Origin of the sequence: Paraliomyxa miuraensis (assembly GCF_026337845.1) — a bacterium.
In the GTDB taxonomy this organism is placed as follows: domain Bacteria; phylum Myxococcota_A; class Polyangia; order Nannocystales; family Nannocystaceae; genus Paraliomyxa; species Paraliomyxa miuraensis.
On sequence record NZ_JAOVZF010000157.1, the window covers coordinates 381,867 to 404,795 of the forward strand.

General features: G+C 69.6%; 20 protein-coding genes. 11 read left to right on the forward strand and 9 right to left on the reverse strand.

Annotation, left to right across the window (positions count from 1 at the left end; all coding sequences use genetic code 11):
* Positions 1–25 precede the first annotated feature (25 nt).
* Positions 26–793, reverse strand: a complete 768-nt coding sequence (locus OEB96_RS28940) for an MlaE family ABC transporter permease (RefSeq protein ID WP_266220004.1) — start codon at positions 791–793, stop codon at positions 26–28.
* Positions 790–1,245 (reverse strand): hypothetical protein, encoded by a 456-nt coding sequence (locus tag OEB96_RS28945; protein ID WP_266220005.1) that lies wholly within the window; start codon positions 1,243–1,245, stop codon positions 790–792. The genes OEB96_RS28940 and OEB96_RS28945 overlap by 4 nt, the downstream gene beginning before the upstream one ends.
* A 485-nt stretch (positions 1,246–1,730) precedes the next feature.
* Between OEB96_RS28945 and OEB96_RS28950 the strand changes: the two genes are divergently transcribed.
* The 5 genes from OEB96_RS28950 to dapF all read left to right on the forward strand — a co-directional run bounded on the left by OEB96_RS28950 (position 1,731) and on the right by dapF (position 5,671).
* Positions 1,731–1,913 (forward strand): hypothetical protein, encoded by a 183-nt coding sequence (locus OEB96_RS28950; RefSeq protein ID WP_266220006.1) that lies wholly within the window; start codon positions 1,731–1,733, stop codon positions 1,911–1,913.
* Positions 1,914–2,057: 144 nt separating this feature from the next.
* Positions 2,058–3,302 carry a phosphoglycerate kinase gene (locus OEB96_RS28955; RefSeq protein ID WP_266220007.1) on the forward strand — a complete coding sequence of 415 codons (1,245 nt, stop codon included), beginning with the start codon at positions 2,058–2,060 and terminating at the stop codon, positions 3,300–3,302.
* A gap of 2 nt (positions 3,303–3,304) precedes the next feature.
* Complete coding sequence (tpiA, locus tag OEB96_RS28960) at positions 3,305–4,111, forward strand: triose-phosphate isomerase (protein WP_266220008.1); 807 nt, start codon at positions 3,305–3,307, stop codon at positions 4,109–4,111.
* A gap of 24 nt (positions 4,112–4,135) precedes the next feature.
* On the forward strand, positions 4,136–4,807 hold the full coding sequence (secG, locus tag OEB96_RS28965; protein WP_266220009.1) for a preprotein translocase subunit SecG: 672 nt from the start codon (positions 4,136–4,138) through the stop codon (positions 4,805–4,807).
* Positions 4,808–4,840: 33 nt separating this feature from the next.
* Positions 4,841–5,671 carry a diaminopimelate epimerase gene (gene dapF / locus OEB96_RS28970; RefSeq protein ID WP_266220010.1) on the forward strand — a complete coding sequence of 277 codons (831 nt, stop codon included), beginning with the start codon at positions 4,841–4,843 and terminating at the stop codon, positions 5,669–5,671.
* 3 nt (positions 5,672–5,674) lie between these two features.
* Here the strand turns inward: dapF and OEB96_RS28975 are convergent, their stop codons facing one another.
* Both OEB96_RS28975 and OEB96_RS28980 read right to left on the reverse strand, forming a co-directional pair.
* Positions 5,675–7,690 (reverse strand): hypothetical protein, encoded by a 2,016-nt coding sequence (locus OEB96_RS28975; protein ID WP_266220011.1) that lies wholly within the window; start codon positions 7,688–7,690, stop codon positions 5,675–5,677.
* Between the two features lie 73 nt (positions 7,691–7,763).
* Positions 7,764–9,089 (reverse strand): serine/threonine-protein kinase, encoded by a 1,326-nt coding sequence (locus OEB96_RS28980; protein WP_266220012.1) that lies wholly within the window; start codon positions 9,087–9,089, stop codon positions 7,764–7,766.
* Between the two features lie 196 nt (positions 9,090–9,285).
* Here OEB96_RS28980 and OEB96_RS28985 point away from each other — a divergent pair, with 196 nt between their 5' ends.
* Both OEB96_RS28985 and OEB96_RS28990 read left to right on the forward strand, forming a co-directional pair.
* On the forward strand, positions 9,286–11,508 hold the full coding sequence (locus OEB96_RS28985) for an Ig-like domain-containing protein (protein WP_266220013.1): 2,223 nt from the start codon (positions 9,286–9,288) through the stop codon (positions 11,506–11,508).
* Positions 11,509–11,601: 93 nt separating this feature from the next.
* Positions 11,602–12,021 (forward strand): hypothetical protein, encoded by a 420-nt coding sequence (locus OEB96_RS28990; RefSeq protein WP_266220014.1) that lies wholly within the window; start codon positions 11,602–11,604, stop codon positions 12,019–12,021.
* A 158-nt stretch (positions 12,022–12,179) separates the two neighbouring features.
* Here OEB96_RS28990 and OEB96_RS28995 read toward each other — a convergent pair whose 3' ends face one another.
* The 3 genes from OEB96_RS28995 to guaA all read right to left on the reverse strand — a co-directional run bounded on the left by OEB96_RS28995 (position 12,180) and on the right by guaA (position 17,319).
* Positions 12,180–14,483, reverse strand: coding sequence for a DUF4215 domain-containing protein (locus OEB96_RS28995; protein ID WP_266220015.1), 2,304 nt, complete (start codon positions 14,481–14,483; stop codon positions 12,180–12,182).
* A 113-nt stretch (positions 14,484–14,596) separates the two neighbouring features.
* Positions 14,597–15,643, reverse strand: coding sequence for a Holliday junction branch migration DNA helicase RuvB (ruvB, locus tag OEB96_RS29000; RefSeq protein ID WP_407674691.1), 1,047 nt, complete (start codon positions 15,641–15,643; stop codon positions 14,597–14,599).
* Between the two features lie 125 nt (positions 15,644–15,768).
* Positions 15,769–17,319: a glutamine-hydrolyzing GMP synthase gene (gene guaA / locus OEB96_RS29005; protein ID WP_266220017.1), complete on the reverse strand. Its 1,551-nt coding sequence runs from the start codon at positions 17,317–17,319 to the stop codon at positions 15,769–15,771.
* 275 nt (positions 17,320–17,594) lie between these two features.
* On the opposite strand from guaA, the gene OEB96_RS29010 reads away from it, so the two are divergent.
* Positions 17,595–18,992: a cytochrome P450 gene (locus OEB96_RS29010; protein ID WP_266220018.1), complete on the forward strand. Its 1,398-nt coding sequence runs from the start codon at positions 17,595–17,597 to the stop codon at positions 18,990–18,992.
* A gap of 10 nt (positions 18,993–19,002) precedes the next feature.
* On the forward strand, positions 19,003–19,614 hold the full coding sequence (locus tag OEB96_RS29015; RefSeq protein ID WP_266220019.1) for a TetR/AcrR family transcriptional regulator: 612 nt from the start codon (positions 19,003–19,005) through the stop codon (positions 19,612–19,614).
* An 18-nt stretch (positions 19,615–19,632) separates the two neighbouring features.
* On the opposite strand, the gene guaB is transcribed toward OEB96_RS29015, so the two are convergent.
* Positions 19,633–21,111, reverse strand: a complete 1,479-nt coding sequence (gene guaB, locus OEB96_RS29020; RefSeq protein WP_266220020.1) for an IMP dehydrogenase — start codon at positions 21,109–21,111, stop codon at positions 19,633–19,635.
* A 266-nt stretch (positions 21,112–21,377) separates the two neighbouring features.
* Positions 21,378–21,578 carry a hypothetical protein gene (locus OEB96_RS29025; protein ID WP_266220021.1) on the reverse strand — a complete coding sequence of 67 codons (201 nt, stop codon included), beginning with the start codon at positions 21,576–21,578 and terminating at the stop codon, positions 21,378–21,380.
* A gap of 439 nt (positions 21,579–22,017) precedes the next feature.
* Here OEB96_RS29025 and OEB96_RS29030 point away from each other — a divergent pair, with 439 nt between their 5' ends.
* Positions 22,018–22,536: a DUF2589 domain-containing protein gene (locus tag OEB96_RS29030; RefSeq protein WP_266220022.1), complete on the forward strand. Its 519-nt coding sequence runs from the start codon at positions 22,018–22,020 to the stop codon at positions 22,534–22,536.
* 18 nt (positions 22,537–22,554) lie between these two features.
* Complete coding sequence (locus OEB96_RS29035; RefSeq protein ID WP_266220023.1) at positions 22,555–22,929, forward strand: hypothetical protein; 375 nt, start codon at positions 22,555–22,557, stop codon at positions 22,927–22,929.

Here is a 22,929-nt window from a genome sequence, read left to right on the forward strand (position 1 = left end):
CTCGCTCGCAACGAAAACAGCAGGGCTAGAAGAAGAGCGTGTTCAGGTAGAAGTCGGCAATGATGATGATGATCGCAGTGGCCGCGACGGTGTCGGTCGTGGCCGCCCCCACCGCCTCGGTGCCGATCTTGGTGTTGAACCCCTGGTAGCAGCCGATCGCCCCCACCAGCGCCCCGAAGGTCACGCCCTTGACCGGGCTGGCGATGTAGTTCAGCGGCTCGAGCTCGTCGATGTAGGTCTCGTAGAAGTAGCCGGCAGGCACGCCGAATTTCCACTCGGCGATCAGCATGCCCCCCAGCATGGCGATGAGGTTGCCGAGCGCGATGAGCAAGGGCAGCGACAGGGTGGAGGCGCAGACCCGCGGCCAGACCAGCTTCTTGTAGGGGTCGGCGCCCAGGGCCGCGATGGCGTCGATCTGCTCGGTGACCTTCATCGAGCCCAGCTCGGCGGTCATGCCCGCGGCCATCTTCACGCCCACCGTGATGGCCAGCATCGAGGGCACTAGCTCGGGCACCAGCCCCACCGAGACCACGTTGCCCAGCGCCATGGTGGCGCCGAAGTCCTCGAGCCCCCACCCGAACTGCCAGGTGAGGATCATGCCGATGAACAGCGTGATCAGCATGGCGATGGGCAGGCTGCGCACGCCCAGCTCCACCGTCTGGTGCAGGATGTCGTCGAAGCCGAACGGGCGCCGCGGGCCGACCCGCAGCACGCGAAGCACCAGGCGAGCCACCCCGCCGAGCCACTCCAGGCCCGAGAGCACCAGGGCACCAAAGCGCTCGATGCCGTTCACCGCGCCCCCCTCAGCGGAAAGCGCAGGCCCTGCACCACGTTGGCGAAGTCGCCCTGGCCATCGCCAAAGTGCGGCGGATCGGCGGAGTACCGCAGGTCGAACAGGCAGCCGTTCTTCTTGACCACCCAAAGCTCATTGCGGCGAGGCACTCCGTCGAGCTCGGCCGACACGATCGTCCGCAGCGCCGCCCGGTCGATCAGCCTCGTCTGTTCTTGGGTCTCCACGTCCCAGCTCGTCCAGTCGATCCGCAGGTGATCGGTATATTGATCCAAGGAGCTGTCGCCCTGGTCGTCGCACTGGGCATGGATCTCGATGACGCCCCCGATCTCGCGTCGAACCCAGGCGACCTGTACGTCCTTGAGGTTGCGCACGGGTTGCCACTGCGGGCCCGGATCGCCGAACGCGTACGTGGCCTCCTTGCGCGCGAGCTTGAGCGGAGTGCGGTGCGCCACGTAGGTATCGCCTCGCCAGCCCGCACACCCGAGGCTCGCGGTTCCCGCAAGGACGAGCGCGAGGGCCCCGGCCCGAACGGCCGGCAGCGATCGTCTGGTTGCGCGTCGTAGGGGCAACTTCGGCGCGGAGTCTACAGAGGGGGTGGGGGATCGAGCAAAGACCCCGCGGCTCCTCGGCAGGAGGCCGGGACGATCGAGCCGGGATCGCCCCTCGGACCGGCCGTACGGACGAGCGGGACCGCACACGTGAGCCCAATCAGCGAACCGAGGTGCGCGCTCCAAGCCACCGAGGGCCGCTCCCGATCCACGTTCGTGCACCCCGCTGCGCGCTTGTCCGTGAAACCCGGTGCGCGCAGCCGTCCCTCGGGCGCCAACAACGCCCGATCCAACGCCGCGGAACACCGGGCTTTTTTGGGAGCGGCGGGGGTCCTCGCCCAGAGTGGGCGCGCCGATTGCAGACGTTTCTGGGCCGGAGACCGACCCCCATGCACGCAACCCAGACGACTCCGAAGGACCTCGCGACCAACAAGAGCGTGCACATCTTGGCCCGCTCGTTGTTTCGCGAGATGCGTCAGCAGGGTTACACGGAAGAGCAGATCATCGGCCTGTCGACCGAGCTCATCCACCTCGTCAACGAGGACCTGCAAAAGCGGCTCGCCGCGGAATGATCTGATCCCCCTTGGCCTACTGGCGGTCCGTCCCGCCGTCGAGCCCCGCCGGCCCATCGGTCCGCGGGGCTCGGTCATTGGCACGGAACGGCGAGATCTTGGCGGTGGACGATCCGAGGCCGCAGGGGTATCAGAGCCGCCGTCATGACGACGCCGCCGTTTCGCACCCTGGACGACCTCGATGTCGACAACCGCCGCGTGCTCGTGCGCGTGGACTTCAACGTACCGCTCACCAAGGGCGAGCATCGGACGGTTCGCGACGACACTCGAATCCGCGAGACCCTGCCCACGCTGCGCTTGCTACGAGAGCGAGGCGCCAAGCTGGTGGTGTGCTCGCACCTGGGTCGTCCCGCCGGCACGGGCTTCGAAGCGGCGTTCTCGATGGAGCCGGTGGGCGCGAGGCTGGCCGAGCTGCTCGACGTGGAGGTCAAGCTCGCGGACGAGGTCGTGGGCGACGGCGTGACCAAGCTGGTGGCCGACGCGCGCGCGGGCGAGGTGGTGCTGCTCGAGAACCTACGCTTCGAAAAGGGCGAGACCAAGAACGATGCGAAGTTCTCGGCGGCCCTGGCGGCGCTGTGCGATGCCTACGTCAACGACGCCTTCGGGGCCTGCCACCGCGCGCATGCCTCGGTGGTGGGGGTGCCCGCGCTGGTGGGCGAGAAGGCGGCAGGACGGCTGCTCGAGGCCGAGCTGCGGGCCCTGTCGCGGCTGGTCACGGCGCCCGAGCGCCCGTTCGTGGCCATCGTGGGCGGGGCCAAGGTCAGCGACAAGCTCGGGGTGCTCGTGGCCCTGGTGGAGCGGCTCATCGCGGGCGATACCCTGGTGATCGGCGGTGCGATGGCCAACACGTTCCTGGCCGCGCAGGGGCGAGGGCTGGGCGCGTCGCTCATGGAAGGCGATCGCTTCAAGGACGCCGAGCGGGTCATGGCCAAGGCGGCCGCACGCGACGTGGAGGTGATCCTCCCCACGGACCTACGGGTCGGCCGCGGGATCGAGGCCAGCGAGGCCCGCGTGGTCGGCGTGGCCTACGATCTCGACCCCCAGGAGATGGCGCTCGACATTGGTCCGGCCTCCGCCGAGCGCTGTGCCGAGGCCATCGCCCGGGCGGGGATGGTGCTGTGGAACGGACCGATGGGCCTGTTCGAGAATCCCGCGTTCGCGGGTGGCACCCTGGCGGTGGCCCACGCGGTGGCGCAAAGTCCGGGGTTCACGGTGGTCGGCGGGGGTGACAGCGTGGCGGCGGTCGCCCAGGCCGGGGTGGCCGATCGGATCGATCACGTCTCGACCGGCGGCGGCGCCTCGCTCGAGTACATCGAGGGCAAGACGCTCCCCGGGGTGGCCGCGCTCGCGCAGGACCAGGCTCGGCCGCTGTCATCGGAGGAGGGCTGACCATGCACCGCGTGACCTGGGTCCTCGGCAACTGGAAGCAGAACCATCGGCCGGCCGCCGCCAAGGTGGGTGCCGAGGCGATCGCCGACGGCGTGGCCGAGGCGCTCTCCAACCCCGACCCCACCGCGGGCGAGGTCCGCGTGGGCATCGCGCCGCCGTACCTCTCGCTCGAGGCGGTGCGGCCCTACACCCGGCTCGATGACACCGTCGTCTTGCTGGCGCAGGACTGCGCCGCCCAGGACGAGGGCGCATTCACCGGCGAGGTCGGCCCGGCCATGCTGCGCGATGCCGAGGTCGAAGGCGCCATCATCGGCCACTCCGAGCGTCGCGCCTACTTCCACGAGGACGATGCGCTCATCGCGGCCAAGCTCCGAGCCGTGCTCGAGGGGGGCCTCGTGTGCGTGCTATGCGTGGGAGAGGCGCTCGAGGCCCGCGACGCGGGAGAGCACGAATCCACCGTGATTTCGCAGCTTTCGGGGGCATTCTCGAATGTAGGACCCGAGCTGGTGAACGAGCGGCTGGTCATTGCCTACGAGCCGGTCTGGGCGATCGGGACGGGTCGCAACGCCACCCCGGAGCAGGCGGCGCAGATGCACGCCACCATCCGTCGATGGATGGGGGAGCGCTTCGGATCGGCGGGCGCCGACAGATCCATCCTCTACGGTGGTAGCGTCAAGCCCGGCAACGCGTCCGCGCTCATCGCCGCCGGAGAGGTCGATGGATTCCTGGTGGGCGGTGCCTCCCTTGACCCCACGTCCTTCCTCGCTATCGTGCGCGCCGCGGCGACGACCGCCCGCCCCACCGCCTGACCGCCCACCCGATCCCCGGCCGCCATGACCCTGTTCATCGAGATCGTCTACGTCTTCATCACCGTCGTGCTGATCCTGGTCGTGCTGCTCCAGGCCGGGCGCGGCGGCGGTCTTGGCACCGCGCTGGGCGGCGGGGCCAGCCAGGGGGTGTTCGGCGGAGGCGGCGGAGCGGACTTCCTGGCCAAGCTCACCCAGGGCCTGGCCGCGGGCTTCATGGTGTGTGCGGTGTATCTGGCGTACGCCAGCGCGCACAGCGGTTCGTCGCGCCTGCAAGCGGAGAGCGACGAGACCCAGGAGATCAAGTTCGACGCCGACGAAGAGGTCGACTACGAGCGCGTGGGCGAGGGAACTCCCATGCCGCTGCCCGATCCGGGGGGCAAGCCCCAGGTGCTCCCAACGCCCGCCGAAGCGCCAGCGATCGAGGAGCCCGCCTTCCAGCTGCCACCGGGGCTGGAGGAGATCGAGCCCACCGAGATGACCGAGACGCCCGAGGGCACAGTCGAGGAGCCCGCCACGCCGAGCGAAGGCCATGACGCCGAGCCCGCGGCGACCGAGACGCCCGCCGCCGGGCCCTCGGCCACCGAGACGCCCGCCGCGACGGAGACGCCCGCTGCCGAGCCCGCCGCGACCGAGACGCCCGCCACCGACGTCGAGGCGCCAACGGCCGAGCCCGAGCCGACCAAGGCCACGGGCTGACGCTCCCCTCCCCCACCAGCGTAGGTACCGACCGTGGCCGAGCTCGTGTTCACCAAGGTCGAGGGGCTGGGCAACGATTTCTTGCTCGTCGATCGCCGATCTGCTTCGGTGGACGCGGTCGAGCACGAGCTGCGGGCCTTGTCGGCCCTGGCCCCCCGCGCCTGCGATCGTCGCACCGGCGTGGGCGGTGATGGAATCCTCGTGCTCGGTCCACCACGGGAGGACGGACACGATGCTTCGATGTGGGTCATCAACCACGACGGCTCCCGCCCGCAGATGTGCGGCAACGGCCTGCGCTGCGTCGCCCTGGTCGTCGCCGGTACCGGCACGCGCGAGGTCACCATCGATACCGATGCGGGACCCCGGCGCTGCCGGGTGACGGCCGACGCCATCGATGCCGGCGAAGTCGAGGTCGACATGGGGCCCGGCGTCGAGTTGGGCGAGCACCGGCCCACCGCAGGCGAAGGACGGACCTTCACGGGCATCTCGATGGGCAATCCCCACGCGGTGACCTTCGTGGGGCCGAGCGAGGATCCCGAGGCGCTCGCGCGCCGGATCGGCCCGGGCGTCGAGCGCTCGCCCGAGTATCCCGAGGGCACCAACGTCGAGCTGGCCCAGGTTCGATCCGATGGCGTGCTGCTGTGGGTGTGGGAGCGCGGCTGCGGGATCACGCAGGCGTGCGGCACCGGAGCGTGCGCCACAGCGGTGGCGGCGGTCCGTGCGGGGCTCCAGCCCAGCGAGGCTCCGATCGCCGTGCACCTGCCCGGCGGCTCGCTCGAGATCCGGGTGCCGGCCGAGCCCTCGCAGGGCGTACGCATGCGCGGGCCGGCACGGGTGGTGTTCGAGGGACGTCTTGCGACCTGAACGTCAGCAGGGCGGGCGCTCGCTCAGCGGATCCGCCTCGGTCGTGGGCAGGATCTCGCGCAGATAGTCGTAGGCCCCCTGGCAGAACCTCGCGGGCCCCTGCCCCATCAGCTCGGCCCGCTCCTCGAAGCTGCGGGCGCTGCCGGTGTCCATCAGCCGGTTGGGAAGGTCGCCCACGTTGTGGAACTCGACCCCGTAGGGATCGGCCAGGCCCAGCGAGTGACCGAGCTCGTGGCTGACGGTCGAGCCCACCACCGAGCCGAGCACGAACACGGCGCAGGCCATCTGCGTGGGGCGATCGTAGCCCGGGCAGAACGCCCCCGAGGTCGGTACGGGCACCACGATGCCGGCGAGCTCGGCCTCGGTCACCGGCTGGCCGCGATCGGAGCGGAATGGATCGAAGATGAGATCGAAATTGGCAGTGGCCACCGGCGACGTGGGCACGGTGTTGACGGGCGGGTTCAGCGAGAAGCTGAACAGCGACTCCATGAACACGCCGCCGAAACCCGGCTGGCCGGTCTCCAGGGTCTCGGCGTTGACGCCTCCGATGGTGTCGTTGAGCCGCTCGTTGCCCGTGTCCTTGCCGGGCGTGTTGTCGTAGCCGAGCAGGCCCTGCCCGTTGGGATCGGGGCCGGCGATCACGATCGTCGAGTAGACCTCGTAGTCCTCGGGCGGCTCGGTGCGAAAGTCGACGTTGATCGACGCGTAGTCGCGACGCAGCACGTCGAGCACGCGCTGCCGGATGCGCTCGTCGAGGGCGCGCAGGCCGAACAGGCGCAGGCTCTCCTTGTAGGACGCGCTCCACTGCAAGTAGACGACCTGCTTGACCGGCTCGAGCCGAAAGGAGACCTGGGTCGGCAGGCCCACCACGTGCTGTCCGCGAAAGTCGACCTCGGGCACGAGCTCGCCGACGAGCGTGCCTCGGGCCTCGCGCACGTCGAGCACCCCCGAGAGCGCGTCCTCCTCGTTGATCACGTAGGTGACGGTGTGGCCGTCCACGAACTTCGGCACGAGCCCGACGTCGACCGACAGCTGCGTGCCATCGTCGGAGTCGAAGGTGCCGGTGAAGGCGAGCAGGGTGCCGCCCTCGGGGCCGTCCTCCACGAAGCCACCGCCGGTGATCGGAACCCGACGCCCCAGCGTGCCCACGTCGTCGCCGTCCTCGCCCCCGACCCCGAGGATCACCGTCTCGATCATGTCGAAGGCCATGGGCCGCAGGCCGCTGTCGAAGGTCTGCCCGTCGCCGTGCTCGTTGCGCAGGGTGACGGTGCCGTCGAAGTGTCCGGCCTCGATGCCCGCGATCTCGGGCGCGAACGCGAAGATGCCCCGCGAGCGATCATGGGGCTGTGCGGGCCGTACCGGCACCGCCACCGACGGCACGGGCAGACACGAGGCTCCCCCCGCGGGGGTGAAGCAGCCCTCGACCACCGCGTAGGTGGTGCCCTCGTCCCCGCCGAGCAAGAAGCCCGAGCCCTCGATCTCGATCGGCTCGTTGACGTAGATGGTGGGGCCGGCCACGAGCTCGTCGAGCTGCGGCTGCAGGTGCTCGGCCAGCTCGAGCGTCATCGACAGGGGAACCGAGGCGTGGCGGGTGCCGTCGGGCACGAAGTCGACCTCGACCTGGATCCTCCCCGAGAACGTGCCCGGGAGCGGGCCGAGCAAGCGCAGCAGCTCGGCCGAGGCCTGGATCTCCATCCGGTCGAAGTCGATGAAGGTCGCGGGCAGATAGGAATCGACCAGATAGCCCGAGTAGCCGCCCTGGAGCCGCAACCATGACACGCCCAGCGGCTGGTCGAGGAACGAGCGCCCCTCGATCACCACGGTCGATCCGGGCACGATGATCTTGGGATTGACGTCGAGCAGCTGCAGGGCCTCGAGGCCGGAGTCCTCGCGTCCTTGCGGCTCCTCGCGGCACCCCGCCGCGAGCACGGCCCAACCAACGACCAGGCCCACCACCGGGCCCAAGCGCCCAGACCCAGCGCCCGCCCGAGCCCGCCCCCCTCGCCTCGTGCTCCGCATCGGCTCACGAGCGTAGCAGTGCGGCGGCCCCCAAGACCACGGGGTCGCAGCGGCGGCCCGATGGCTCCAGCGGCTAGCGTTCCTCGTCGGTGGGGGCGGTCGGGGTGCGCAAGCGCGCTCGCTCCTCGTCGGCCTCCACGAAGCGCTCGGCCAGCGCGCGCACCAGCGGCCCCAGCCAACCCCGGGTGTCGAGCTCGCGCTCGAGCGCCTCGCGGGTGACCACGAGCACCGTCACTTCATCCACCGCAACCACCGAGGCGGTGCGCCGCCCCGAGGTGAGGATGGCGGTCTCGCCGAACACGTCGCCGGGTCCGATCCGCCGCAGGTGCACCGAGCGCTCGCCCGAGCGCTTGAACACGTCGCACCGACCCCGGGTGAGGATGTACGCGGACTCCCCTGGCTCGCCTTCCTGCACGATCACGGAGCCGGCGCCGAAGTGCCGCTCGCGGAACCATCCGCCCCCGCGCATCAGGGCCTCGAGCTCGCCCTGCATCGTGGTCACGTCCGGGTAGCGCTCCGCTGGATCGCGAGCGAGCGCGCGCACGGCGATGGCGGCCAGGCCCGGCGGAGGTTGGCGCAAGGTGGGGCTCTCCAGCGGATCGAGCACGACGTTCTCGACCACGCGCACCACGTCCTCGAGCACGCCGCGCGGCTCGAATGGGGGCCGTCCGGTGAGGAATTCGTAGAGGATCGCGCCCAGGCCGTAGACGTCGGAGCGCTCGTCGACCCCGGCCAGCCCGCGGCGCGCCTGCTCGGGCGCCATGTAGGCCAGCGTGCCGCGCAGACCCTTGGTGATCTCCACGGGGCGAAGGTGGCCGTCCTCGCCTCGTGCGCAGCGCACGGCGATGCCCCAGTCCATCACGTAGACCTGGCCGTGGCTGCCCACCATGATGTTGTGGGGCTTGAGGTCGAGGTGCAGCACGCCGCGGCTATGGGCAAAGGCCACCGCGTCGCAGACCTTGATCATCACCTTGATGAACTTCTCGATCTCGAAGCCGGGCAGCTTGCCGGCCCCCAGCCGTCGAAACACCTCGGCCAGGCTCTTGCCCTGGACCAGCTTCATGGAGAACCACGGGGGCGCCCCCTCGTGCCCCATGTCGTGGACCGGCACGATGTTGGGGTGATCGAGCTGGCCGGTGATCTGGGCCTCGCGCACGAACGTCTCGAGCTCGCCCTGCCGGCTCACCAGGTCCTGGTGGAGGACCTTCATCGCCACCTGGCGCTCCATGCGGTGGTCGTAGACGTCGATGATCGAGCCCATCCCGCCGCGGGCCACGGTGCCGCGCGACTCGAAGCGGTTGGTGTCGCCCGAGAAGCGCTCCGAAGGCACGGCGGCCTCGTCCCCCGTGGGGTCGTCGATCCGATCATCGATCAAGGTCTTGTCGAGGCGCTCGCCCATGGTGTGTACGGATGTCCGACCGTATCACAGGCGAGGGCACGACCGAGCGGTATCCCAACCCCCGTCCCCATCCGCGATGGGTCGGTCGGGGAGATGCCAGCGCGCATCCACGCCGAGCGTGGGACCGCCTCGTTCATCGTGGAAGCGGTCGTCTTGCGGTCGCCGGGGCGCCCGCGGGATGATCCAGGCTCCACCCATGCCCCGGCCCCTGCCCCAGCCCACCCGCACGCCCCCGCTTCGACGCCAGGCTCGAGCGCTCGTGCTCGGTGCGATGGTCCTCGGGCTCGCCTCGGCGACCGCGTGCAATCGCGGCAATCCTCCCCAGCTGTTGCCGGTGGACAATCAAGTCGCGGTGGTGGGCGAGCCGCTCGTGATCCAGCTGGTGGCGAGCGACCCCGAGGGAGATCCCTTGACCTTTGGTCTGTTCGCCCCGGGGGTGCCCGACCTCGAGGCCACCACCTCGATCGCCACGACCCCGGCGGGGCTGGGCATCTTCACCTTCACCCCCCTGGCCAGCCAGATCGGCACGCAGTTCTTCGAGCTGTCGGTCTCCGACGGCGAGGAGTCCGACAGCGTGGTGGTGATCGTGGAGGTTCGCGGTGCGGTGGGCTCGGGCAGCATGCCCGTGTTCCGCAGCCCGCTGGGCTCGGGCACGGTCCTCGATCTCGACGAGGACGACTGCGTGCAGGTCGACATCGAGGTCGAGGATCCCGACTCCTCCACGATCGCGCTCGGGGAGATGCCCCCGACCATCGAGGGTGCCTCGCTGACCGCCGCCGCCGATGGCCGCACCGGGAGCTGGAATTGGTGCCCCGATCGCCGCCAGATCGAGACGGACGACCGCTACACCCTGACGCTGGTGGCCGACGACGGCGACAACCCGCCCGTGACCAAGGACTACGTGATCGTGCTGCGCCGCCGCAAGGGCGAGGACTGCCCCGGCCAGGCCCCGATCATCACGCACGCGCCGATGAACTTCACCACGCTCCTCGAGCTGCCGATCGTGGCCGAGATCACCGACGACCAGGGCCTGGGCGCCACCCCCTACGTGGTGTTCGCGTACGAGGATCCGGGCGATCCCATCGACTTCTCGCTGACCACCCTCATCGAGATGGAGCTGACCGCGGGCGACCTGCGGCAGGGCACCTGGCGCGGGATCGTGCCCAACGTCCTGGCCAACCAGCCCGAGGGCACCGCAGGCCCGATGTTCTATCTGATCTCGGCCACCGACGACGACGATGCCGAGGGCGACTGCGACCACCGCAGCGACGACCCGCAGAGCGGGATGCACCGCGTGACCGTCACGATCGGGGGCAACGAGACGGCCGGCCCCTGCGACCCGTGCTCGTACGACGTGCAGTGCGGTACCGCGGCCGACCTGTGTCTGCCCACCGGGGCCGGGGGTCGCTGCGGCGAGGCGTGCAGCGGCGACGGCGACTGCGGCGAGGGCTACGTGTGCTCGCCCGGGCCGGTCGAGTCGGTCGAGGGCAAGTCGGCGCGTCAGTGCATCCCGCTGGCGGGTAGCTGTCAGAGCTCGGGGGGCACGTGCAACGACGACGATCACGAGCCCGACGGCACCCCGGCCGAGGCCGTGGCCCAGGGCCCGCTCTCGGTCGGAGTGAAGGCAGGCCGCATGCTGTGCGCCAACGACGATGACTGGTACGCCGTGCAGCTGGCCCAGACCGCCAAGGTCGCGGCGACCCTCCAGGGCCAAAACCCGCCCGACATGGATCTTTCGCTGACCACCGAGGCCGGGGTGTTGATCGAGGCATCCGACGGGCTGTCGTCGAGCGAGAGCCTGCTGTCGTCGTGCCTGAGCTCGGGGACCTACTTGCTGCGGGTTCACAGCGTCGACCCCGACGATGGCGGCAGCTACACGCTGGAGCTGCAGCTGGCCACGGCCGCGTGCGGAGGGGGCATGGGAGGCGACGGCGACTGCTGTGTCGACAACAACACGCCGGGCTGCGACGACCCCACCCTCGAGGCCTGTGTCTGCGCACTGGACGCGTTCTGCTGCGACACCGAGTGGGACGATCTATGCGCGGGCCGGGCCGCCGCCGATTGCGGGGGCTGCGGCGGCATGATGGGCACCAACGAGGACTGCTGCACGGCCCAGCAGACCCCGGGCTGCACCCAGCCCGCGATCCAGGCCTGCGTGTGCGCGCTCGATCCATTCTGCTGCAATACCCAGTGGGACAGCGTTTGCGTGGGTCGAGTGGGCAACGATCTGTGCGGGCCGTCGTGCGATCCGGACGACGGCGACGGTCCGTGCTGCCAGGCCAACGGCACGCCCGGCTGTGAGGTGAATGCAGTGGAGACCTGCGTGTGCATGGCCGATCCCTTCTGCTGCAACACGATGTGGGACGCCGATTGCGTGACCGGGATCGCGACCCACGGCTGCGGTGCCTGCCCTGCGTGAGTGGCCTGCGTGAGTGGTCGCACCCGTCATCGACCCTCACGAGGGCCGATGCGCGCAACCGCGACGGGCCCATTCCGTCTAGGCTCCCCGGACATGGCCCCACGCACCCTCTCCCTGTACACCATCCTGTTCGCCATCGTGCTCGCCCTCGGGGCCTGCAAGAAGGACGACTTTGCCAACGAGACCATGGCGCAGCTGGCCAAGGTGACCGACGACATCGTCGCCAAGGTCAAGGAGTCCGAGGACAAGAAGGCCGGCGTTGCCGAAGCCCAGAAGATCCTCGACGCCGCCAAGGGCGACCTCGGCCCCAAGATGAAGGAGATCATGGAGCTCCGCGGCTTCCAGCTCAGCGAGGAAGCGCAGGGCAACGTCGCCAAGGTCATGGTCGACGTGACCACCAAGATGGCATCGATGGAGATCGATCTGATGACCGAGACCATGAGCGACAAGGATCTCGAGACCGCGGTCGAGAAGCTCAGCAACGACCACGAGAAGCTCGTGATGGGCGAGTGAGCCGCTCTGGCCTCCGCCACCGCCGGTAGGCAAGCAGGCAGCCCGCTGCCCCACGACTGGGGCGAGTCGAGGCACCGACCCGGGCCGAACGGTGCCCGGCCCACGAAGCGACCGCGCTCCCCATGAGCCCGGTCGCTTCGCTCGTTTGGGCCGTCGGACTACCGCAGCGCGCTGCCGCGGCGGCGGCGGATCGCACCCAGGCCCAACAGGCCCAGCAGCGACCACGGCATGCCGCTGCGACGCCGGCCCTCGTTGCCCGTGGTGCAGTTGCAGCCATCGTCGAGGGTCGTGCCGCCCGCAGTGCCAGTATCGGTGCCGCTCTCCTCGCCGCTGGTGGAGGCCCCCGTGTCGCCCGTCGCCGGGAAGGTGGTGGGCCCCACGCCCGTGCCGTCGCCGGAGCTGCCGGCCGTGTCGTCGACGCCCGAGTCGCCGGAGTCGCTGCCGCCGGTGGAGCCGGTGTCCTCGATCGTGCACGTGGACGAGCACCCATCGAGCTCATCGGTGTTGCCGTCGTCGCACTCCTCGCCGGCGGTCGCGTTGGTGGTGCCGTCACCACACTCGGTCACGGTGCAGTCGTCGTCGCAGTCCTGCGACTCGCCCATGTCGTCGCAGTCCTCACCGGCCGCGCCGTTGACGATGCCGTCGCCGCACGTGGCCGTGGTGCAGTCGGCGTTGCAGCTCTCGGACTCGCCCGCGTCGTCGCAGTCCTCACCCGCGGTTGCGTTGGTGGTGCCGTCACCACACTCGACCGGGGTGCAGTCGGCGTCGCAGGTGACCGTCTCGGCTCCGTCGTCGCAGTCCTCGCCCGCGGTCGCGTTGATCACCATGTCGCCGCACGTCGCATCGGTGCAGTCGTCGTCGCAGGTGGCCGTCTCGCCGGGCATCCCCATGCCGTCGCCGTCGCACTGCTCGCCGGCCGTCATGTTGACCACGCCGTCACCGCAGGTCACCGCGGTGCAATCGGCGTCGCACATGCCCGTGCGACCGCCGTCGTCGCAGGTCTCACCCGCCAGGGCGTTGACCACCGAGTCGCCACACTCGGCCGCGGTGCAGTCGTCGTCGCAGGTGGCCGACTGGCCCCCGTCGTCGCAGGCCTCACCCGCGGCGGCGTTGATCTGACCGTCCCCGCAGGACGCCGGGGTGCAGTCCACATTGCAGGTGGGGGACTCCCCGCCGTCGTCGCACTGCTCGCCCGCGGCCATGTTGACGATGCCATCGCCGCAGCCGACCAGGGTACAGTTGGCGTTGCAGGCGGGGGACTCCCCACCATCGTCGCACTGCTCGCCTGCGGCCATGTTGGTCAGGCCATCGCCACAAGTGGCCGGGGTACAGTCCACGTCGCAGGCGGGAGACTCCCCACCATCGTCGCACTGCTCGCCCGCAGCCATGTTGGTCAGGCCATCGCCGCAGCCGACCGGGGTGCAGTCCACGTCGCAGGTGGGGGACTCCCCACCGTCGTCGCACTGCTCGCCCGCGGCCATGTTGGTCAGGCCGTCTCCGCATGCGACCAGGGTGCAGTCGGAATCGCACGTCGCCGACTCGCCCATGTCGTCGCACGGCTCGGATGGATCCACGACCCCATCGCCGCACAGGATCGGCACGTAGACCATCCCGGTGAAGCCACCCACGCCGCTCAGTGTCAGCCCCGTGGCGAATGCCGGAGCCCCGGCGGTGAAGTCGCCCCCGGCCGTGATGTCGAAGATGGCACCACCGGTCTCCGAGGAGGCGAAGATCCCGATCGGTGTCTCGATCACCTTGCCCGGTGCGAGGACCTGGGCGAACGGGACCTGGAGCGACAGGTCGCCGCCCGCACTGTAGTCCTGGATCTGGTTGGCCGTGTACAGCCCGACATGGTCTTCGGACGGCCCACTGAAGAAGCTGTTGCCCGTGGCAAAGGGAACGGCCGCAGCGAAGTCCCCCCCGCCGGTGATGTCGAAGATCCCCCCGTTGCCCGCGCCGGTGTTGAGCGAGTTGATCCACAGCGTCCCGCCGGCATCACGGAGCAGGTCGAGCCCCGAGTTGATGTTGGTCGCGAACGCCGGAGCGCCGGCGAAGTTGCCCCCGGCGGTGATGTCGGTGACCTCGCCCCCGGGGCCGAAGGTGTACTCGACGACGAGAATCTGCGTCTCGGTGCAAGCCAGGCCCGTGGGGTTCGTCAGCCCGGTGGCAAAGGCGGGAGCACCGGTGAAGTCTCCGCCGTCCGAGATGATCGTGACCTCTCCGGCGGCGAACTCTGCAACGTACAGGTCTCCGCCGGGGCCGACGCACAGCCCGAATGGGGCGCCGAGTCCGTTGGCAAAGCGCGGCGCGCCGGCGAAGTCGCCGCCGCCCTGGATGTCGATGACGGTGCCCGTGACGGCCTCGGACACGTAGAAATCCCCCTGGGCCGGGGCTGCGAGCGCCGTGCCTGCGGGAACGAGGCCCAGGGCGATCAGAGATGGAACGAAGGTCGTGGTCTTCATGATGATGCCCTCGATGCTACGCAAGGTCGGCGCGCGCAAATGCGCCCCACCGAAGATCCCTCGAGTCTCCGCATCAGGGCGTGGAGGCACCCGCTCGCGGCGACCACGGGGCGCTACAGATCGAGCTCGCCCTGGGAGTTCCCGCCGCCCTTGGCCGGGCTGGCCGCGACCGTGCGACCGAGGTGCCGCAGCGCCTTGCGGGTCACCTGGCGTCCGCGCGGGGTGCGAACGAGGAACCCACGCTGCAGCAGGAACGGCTCGTAGACGTCCTCGAGCGTGTCACGGGGCTCGCTGAGGGTGGCCGCGAGCGCGTCGATGCCCACCGGTCCGCCCTCGAACTGATCGAGGATCGCCTCGAGGATCCGGCGATCGATGGCATCGAGCCCGGCCCCGTCGATGCCGAGCTGCTCGAGCGCATACTCTGCGTCCTCGGCCTCGATGCGAGCGCGGCCGCGTACCTGGGCGAAGTCGCGGACGCGGCGGGTCAGGCGGTTGGCGATCCGCGGGGTCCCGCGGCTGCGGCGGCCGATCTCCTTGGCCCCCTCGGCGCTGGCCGGCATGCTCAGCAGCCCCGCGGTGCGCTGGACGATCTGGGCGAGCTCGGCGTCGGCGTAGAAGTCGATGCCCTCGAGGATCTGGAAGCGCTCGCGCAAGGGTGCGGACAACAGCGCCGTGCGGGTGGTCGCGCCCACCAGGGTGAAGGGCGCCAGGGAGAACGGCATGGTGCGCGCCCGGCTGCCCTCGCCCACCGGCAGATCGATGCGACCGTCCTCCATCGCGGAGTAGAGGCTCTCCTCCACCGTGGGCGTGAGGCGGTGGATCTCGTCGATGAACAGCACGTCGCGCTCGCCGAGCGCGGTCAGGTGTCCGGCGAGGATCCCCTTGTGCTCGATCGCCGGGCCCGAGGTGATGTGGATGTGCACCCCCAGCTCGTGCGCGAGGATCTGCGCCATGGTGGTCTTGCCCAGCCCCGGAGGACCGTGCAGCAGGGTGTGATCGAGCGGCTCCCCGCGCTGCCGGGCCGCGGCCACGAACACCTCGAGCTTGCGCTTGAGCGCGGCCTGCCCGATGTACTCGGAGAACCGCTGGGGACGAATGCCGGGCGCCGACTCGACCTCGAGCTCGACCACGTGGCCATCGAGCAGCACGCGCGACTCCACCGAGGCCCCCGCCGCCGGATCCGAAGCCTCGGCGGCCTGCGCCTTGCCGCGGCGCTGCGCCTTGGCCCGGGGCTTGGTCGGCGGCTTGGCCGGCTCGCCGTCGTCGTGTCGTACCCGTGCCACGCTCACTCCCACTCGATCGTCGCAGGGGGCTTGCTGCTGATGTCGTAGCAGACTCGGTTGATCCCGCGGACCTCGTTGATGATACGACTGGAGATCTTGGCCAGCACCTCATAGGGCAGCCGCGCCCAGTCGGCCGTCATCGCGTCGGTGCTCTCCACGGCCCGCACGGCCAGGGCGTTCTCGTAGGTGCGCCCGTCGCCCATCACCCCCACGCTCTGGACCGGCAAGAGCACCCCGAACACCTGCCATAGCTGGCGGTAGAGCCCGGCCGCGCGGATCTCCTCGAGGATGACGGCATCGGCCTGGCGCAGGCGATCGCAGCGCTCCTTGGTCACCTCGCCCAGCACCCGCACCGCCAGGCCCGGGCCGGGGAACGGGTGTCGCCACACCATGTCCTCCGGCAGGCCCAGCTGCAGACCCAGGCGCCGCACCTCGTCCTTGAACAGCTCGCGCAGCGGCTCCACCACCCCCATCTTCATGCGCTCGGGCAGGCCCCCCACGTTGTGGTGGGTCTTGATGGTGACCGAGGGACCACCCTGAAACGACACGCTCTCGATCACATCGGGGTAGAGCGTGCCCTGCACCAGGAAGTCGGCTCCGCCCAGGCGGTGGGCCTCGTGGTCGAACACGTCGATGAAGGTGGCGCCGATCCGCTTGCGCTTGACCTCGGGGTCGGTCACGCCGGCGAGCTGGGCCAGGAAGCGATCGGCCGCATCGGCCACCACCAGCGGATTGTGGAGCCGACCGGCGAACATGCGCTCGACCTCGGCCCGCTCGTCCCGGCGCAGCAGGCCGTTGTCGACGAACACGCAGCGCAGACGATCGCCGATCGCCCGCTCGACCAGGAGCGCCGCCACCGAGGAGTCGACCCCTCCCGACAGCCCGCACAGCACGGTGCCCGTCTTGCCCACCCGGGCCTGGATCCGGGCCACCGACTCCTCGACGAAGCGCGACATGCTCCAGTCGCGCGAGAACCCACAAAGGTCGAGGAATGCCCCCAGGACCTCGGTGCCGCGCGGCGTGTGGGAGACCTCGGGGTGGAATTGCACCCCCCACATGCGGCGCTGCGGGTCCACGATGGCGGCGTGCGGGCAGCTGCGAGAGCGGGCCACCGTGCGAAATCCCGCGGGCAACGCGGCCACGCGATCGCCGTGCGACATCCACACCGGCTCGTCCGATCCGGGGTCGAACGCCGACGCGGGGCCCTCGGCCGCGAGCACCTGCACCGTGGCCGGGCCGTACTCGTGCTCGCCCGCGGCCTCGACCGTGCCGCCCAGCGCGTCCACCAGGACGTAGAGGCCGTAGCAGATGCCCAGCACGGGCACGCCCAGGCCGAGCACCGCGGGGTCGAGCCGGGGGGCGCCCGCTTGGTAGATCGAGGATGGACCCCCGCTGAGGATGACCCCCAGCGGCGAGCGCTCGGCGATCCGCGAGGCCGGGGCATCGTAGGGGATGATCTCGGCGTAGACCCCCAGCTCGCGCACCCGACGGGCGATGAGCTGGGTGACCTGTGAGCCGAAGTCGACGACGACGAGGGTCTGGTGCGCGGTCATGCGGGTCCTGGTCGACGGAGTCGACGCGTGCGCCCGCCTCCCGGGGGAGCGTGGCGCGGCCTCATCCCTATCCGATGCCGCGCTGGACGTCGACCTCCGCGGACGGCGGCACGGGGTGATCCGCCGGGCGCTCTCGGCGGCGGACGACGGAGCCGTGGATACCCCCGCAAGGGGCGCCAGGGCCGAAATTCGGCGCCTCGAAGCCCGACTCGAGGCATGTGTAGAACATGTTCTACTTTGGCCGATCCCTGTGGTAGAACACGTTCTACTCAGCCATGGCGATCCTCCCCCGTTCCCCTGGTCGGCCCGTCGTCGGGCAGCTGTTCGAGGTCATGAAGCGCGGCATGTTTCCGGTGGCGCGCGAGCACTGGCTCGAGCACGGCGATGCCTTTGCGTTCTCGGTGGGCAGCAAGGAGATCGCGGCCTTCGTGCACCCCGATGCGGTGGAGGCGATGCTGGTGACCGGGCGCGAGGACTTCATCAAGGGCTCGGGCTACGACCAGATCCGCCTGCTGGTGGGCGACGGGGTGCTCACGGCGGAGGGCGAGCAGTGGAAGCAGCAGCGCCGCACGATCCAGCCGTGCATGAATCGCTCGTTCCTGGTGGGGTTCGTGCAGCCCATGGTGGAGGCCGCGGTCGACATGGTCGAGGACTGGGCGCACCGCGAGGTCACCGTGCTCGACGTCTATCCCCGGATGCTCCACCTGGCCCTGCGCATCCTCGGCCAGACCCTGTTCAGCATCGATCTCTCGCAGAGCGCCAACGTGTCGACGGCGGCGTTCACGGTGGCACTCGAGGAGCTGTCGCGACGGGGCAACACGATCTTCGCGCCTCCGCTGTCGTGGCCGACCCCGGGCAACCTGCGCCTTCGCAAGGCCCTGCGGACGCTCGATGCGATCGTCTACGAGATGATCGACCAGCGCGCGGCCACCAAGGCTGCGGGTGATCCGGGGCCCGCCGATCTCATCTCGCTGCTGCTCGATCACCGCGGCGACGATGGCCGACCGCTCGATCGCCGCCTGGTGCACGACGAGATCATCACGATGTTCCTGGCCGGTCACGAGACCACCGCGCTGGCGCTCACCTGGACCTGGTACCTGCTGTCGATGTACCCCGAGGCCGAGGCCGAGCTGCACGAGGAGGTCGATCGGGTACTGGCCGGTCGGCTCCCCACCGTCGACGATCTGCCGAGGCTCGAGGCCACCAAGCGGATCTTGCAGGAGTCGATGCGGGTGATGCCCCCGGTGTGGAGCGGTGGACGCACGGTGGCCCGCGACACGGAGCTTTGGGGCTACGAGGTCCGCGAGGGCGCGATGGCCATGCTCCTGCCCTACTTCACCCACCGCCACCCGGACTTCTGGGAGCGACCCGAGGCGTTCGTGCCCGCCCGCTTCGAGACCTCGAACGTACGAGGACGACACAAGTACGCCTACTTTCCGTTCAGCGCGGGACCGCGGATGTGCGTGGGCAACCACTTCACGATGATCGAGGCCCAGCTGGTGCTGGCGGTGGTCGCCCAGCGGGTTCGGTTCGATCTGCGACCGGGGCACTTGGTCGAGCGCGATCACCAGATCACCATGCGACCCCGGCACGGCATGCAGATGCTGCTACACCCTCGGTCCCCCTCGATCACCGTGGTCGATCCGCACCCGAGACTCGCCGCTTCTTGCTAGCATCCCGCCCGTGTCCGAGCCCTCCCCCACTGCGCTCGAGGTCGAGGAGCCGCGCACGCGTCGGATCGTCGAGGTCGCGCTCCGCCTGGCCGAGGCGGGTGGTCTGCCGGCCGTGCGCCTGCGCGACGTGGCGGATCAGGCCGGGGTGGCGCTGCGCACCCTGTACAAGCGCTTCCCCAGCAAGGACGACCTGTTGTTCGCGGTGCTGGTGCACGAGCTGGTCCGGCTCGAGCAGCAGCTGTGCGAGCAGCCGGTGCATGGACCCACGCCCGTGATCCGTCTGCGCCGGCTGTTCGAGGTGCTCACCGCATTCCTGTGCGAGCGTCCCAACCTCGGTCGGGCCATCGTGAGCGCGCTGGCGGGCGGCTCGACCACGCTGCCGCGGCAGGTCAGCGCATTCCACGATCGGATCAATGCGCTGGTGATCGACGCGCTGGCGGGAGATGGTCGATCGGCACCACGCAATCCAACCCACCCACGGCAGCGGCTGGGCGCAATGCTCCAGCACGTATGGTTCTCGGCGCTGGTGGCCTGGTCCAATGAAGTGCACGAGCCCGAGGAGATCGTGGAGGCGGTGATCGACGCGGCCTCGCTGGTGCTCGAGCCTCCCGACGGGCTGTGAGCGGGCCGGCCCTGCTCCCTACTCCATTCGATAGTTCGGCGCTTCCTTGGTGATGATCACGTCGTGCACGTGGCTCTCGCGCAGCCCCTGGGTGGAGATCCGGCGGAAGCGCGCCTTCTCCTGCAGCTCCGCCACCGTGGCCGCGCCCACGTAGCCCATGCCCGAGCGCAGGCCACCGATCAGCTGGTGGATGCTCTCGGCCAGCGGCCCGCGGTAGGGCACGCGTCCCTCGATGCCCTCGGGCACCAGCTTGCGCTGGTCCACATCGTGCTGGAAGTAGCGATCCTTGCTGCCGGCCGCCATCGCCCCCAGCGACCCCATGCCCCGGTAGACCTTGTAGCTGCGGCCCGACAGCAGCACCTTCTCGCCGGGGGCCTCGTCGGTGCCCGCGAACAGGCTGCCGATCATCACCGCGTCGGCCCCGGCCGCGAGCGCCTTGACCACGTCGCCCGAGTACTTGATGCCCCCGTCGGCACACAGCGGAATCCCGGCGCGCCGGGCCTCGGTGGCACACTCGAGGATCGCAGTGATCTGCGGGACCCCCACCCCGGCCACCACGCGGGTGGTGCAGATCGAGCCCGGCCCGATCCCCACCTTGACCCCGTCGGCCCCCGCCTCGGCCAGGGCTCGCACCGCAGCCGGCGTGGCCACGTTGCCCGCGAGCAGCTGCAGCTCGGGATGCTCGGATCGGATCGCCCGGACCGTGTCGAGCACCCGCTTGGAGTGACCATGGGCGGTGTCCACCACCACCACGTCGACCCCCTGTTCCACCAGGGCCGTGACGCGCTCCATGGTGTCGGCCCCCGTACCCACCGCCGCTCCCACCCGAAGCCGGCCCAGCGAGTCCTTGATCGCATGCGGGTGGTCGGCCGCCTTGAGGATGTCCTTGACGGTGATGAGGCCCACCAGCTGTCCGCTTCCCGAGGTGACCAGCAGCTTCTCGATGCGATGCTTGTGCAGCAGCTGCTTGGCCTCGTCGATCGAGATTCCCTCCCGTGCCGTGATGGGATCCTTGGTCATCACGTCGCCCACCGATTGATCGAGCCCGCTCTCGAAGCGAACGTCGCGGCTGGTGAGGATGCCGACGAGACGTCCATCGGCCACCACGGGCAGCCCCGAGAACCCGTGGCTGCTCATCAGGGCCAGCGCATCGCGCAGCGAGGCGGTGGGCGCGATGGTCAGCGGATCGATGACCATGCCGCTCTCGGACTTCTTGACCTTGCGAACCTCGCGGGCTTGCTGCTCCGGATCGAGGTTCTTGTGGATGATGCCCATGCCACCCAGCCGTGCCATGCAGATCGCGGTCTCGGCCTCGGTCACGGTGTCCATGGCCGCGGAGACGATCGGCGTGCGCAGCTCGATGGTCCGCGTGAGGCGGGAGACCACCGAGACCTCGGACGGCAGCACCTCGCTGTAGCCTGGCTCGAGCAGCACGTCGTCGAAGGTCAGGGCTTGTCGGATGTCGAGGCGGGGGGATTCGGTTGGGCGGTCCGGCATCGCGAATTCCGGCAAGTATAGGGGCAAGGACGCGCGCACCAAGCCCCGTGAGCGTGCGTTTTTGCCGTTCCACGGCGGCCCAGCGGCGCTGCCAGCCGCGCCAAGAACGCGACGGGGTCCCAGGAGGGCGATCTCCTTTCCACCCCGCGCGGTCGCGGTGGCCGCCCCGTCGCGAGCGCATGGGGCCGCGCCGAGCCCGCTGCCCCACGTCGTCGGACTCCCGACCGACCGCGAGCACGCGTTGCAAGCACGTCGCGGCTCGAGCTTCACGGACCGAAGACGAACGCAAGCACGGCGCGCGCAATTGGGCCGCTCGAGTGAGACGCGCCGACCAGGCGCGTGGCGCTCGCGCGAGAATGTGCCGATTCGAGATCGAGCAACGCATCGGATTCACACACATCGAATTCACGCGCAGCGATTCCACACATCGAATTCACATGCATCGAACCATCGCCATTCGATTTCATTCACATCATCATCGACGTACATCGAATTGATATACATCTCGTCTCGATGCATCGAATACGTCCATGTCACATTCACGCCACCCGACGATGATCGAAGCATGGACGGATTCGATACTGTCATCTTGCGTCAGGATCACCGTAGACATCACCCCGGGAATCCACTAGCTTCCTCTCGTTCGATACGACTCGCGACGAGCCCACGGACATCCATGTGAGCGCACGACGCATGGGATGAGACGGGCTCGATCTCGATCTCGCTCGCTGGCGCGCCGGCATCTCGGAGCGCCATGTGGTGCGGCATGAGCTCTCGGGCGGTGGCAAGCCCAAGGGGCGCCCGGCGGTGCCTCGTCGAGCGCAGCAAGAACAACGCCACGAACCAAAGAAGGAAGAAGCAATGTCCAATTCAGTTGCGGCACTGCAGAGTCTCCCATTTCGGGAAATGATCGGCGGACCGCTCCAGGCGGCCGTCGAAGCCCAGCGAATGGCTGCGGAGTCCACCATCGAGTTCATCGAGAAGGTGGGCTTCGTTCACGCAGACGACGGCACGCCCACCAGCGACCTTCGCAACGTGACCTTCACGTACGCCAAGGACAACGAAGGAGTCTCGGAGAACTTCTCGCTCACCGTGCCGCTGCTGGCGATCATGCCGATCCCGTTCATCCGCATCGACGAGGTCAACATCGAGTTCAGCGCCAAGCTCAACGACGTGGTCCGCTCGGAACAGTCGGCACAGAGCAACTTCGGCGGGTCGGTGAGCGCCAGCGCGCGATGGGGCTGGGGCAAGGCGAGCATCCGCGCGTCGTACTCCACCGCCCGCAAGTCGAGTTCGTCGTCGTCGTTCGAGTCCGAGTACCAGATGAACGTCAAGGTCCGGGCCGGCGCGGCGCCCATGCCCGAGGGCATGGCCAAGATCCTCGACATCCTCGAGTCGGTCATCACCGAGCAGCCCGCAGCCTAGTCCTGGAGCCACACCACCATGAGCCACCCCGTCATCCTCGAACGCGTGGGTTCCCACGTGATCGACCAGCTCGAGCAGGTGGTCACCCTCGCACAGAGCCCGGACAGTGGCATCGACGTGGGGGTGTGGTTGCAGTCCGTGGAGGTCGCGATCCCATTTGCGACCTCGGACGGATCGGACGTCTCGCCCGCGACGATCGTCGTGGGCGAGACGCCTCTTCCCCCCGCGGCGGCCCGCGAGCTGCTGCAGCCGCTCCAGCAGCTGGTGTTCGTGCGCGTGACCGATCTGCAGGCTGCTGCCCCCGGCGCGCGCGGCGTGCTCGTGATGCGCGTGACCCTGCCCCACCTCGAAATCACCAATTCCCCTTCCGACGATCCCAACCCCAACCCCTAA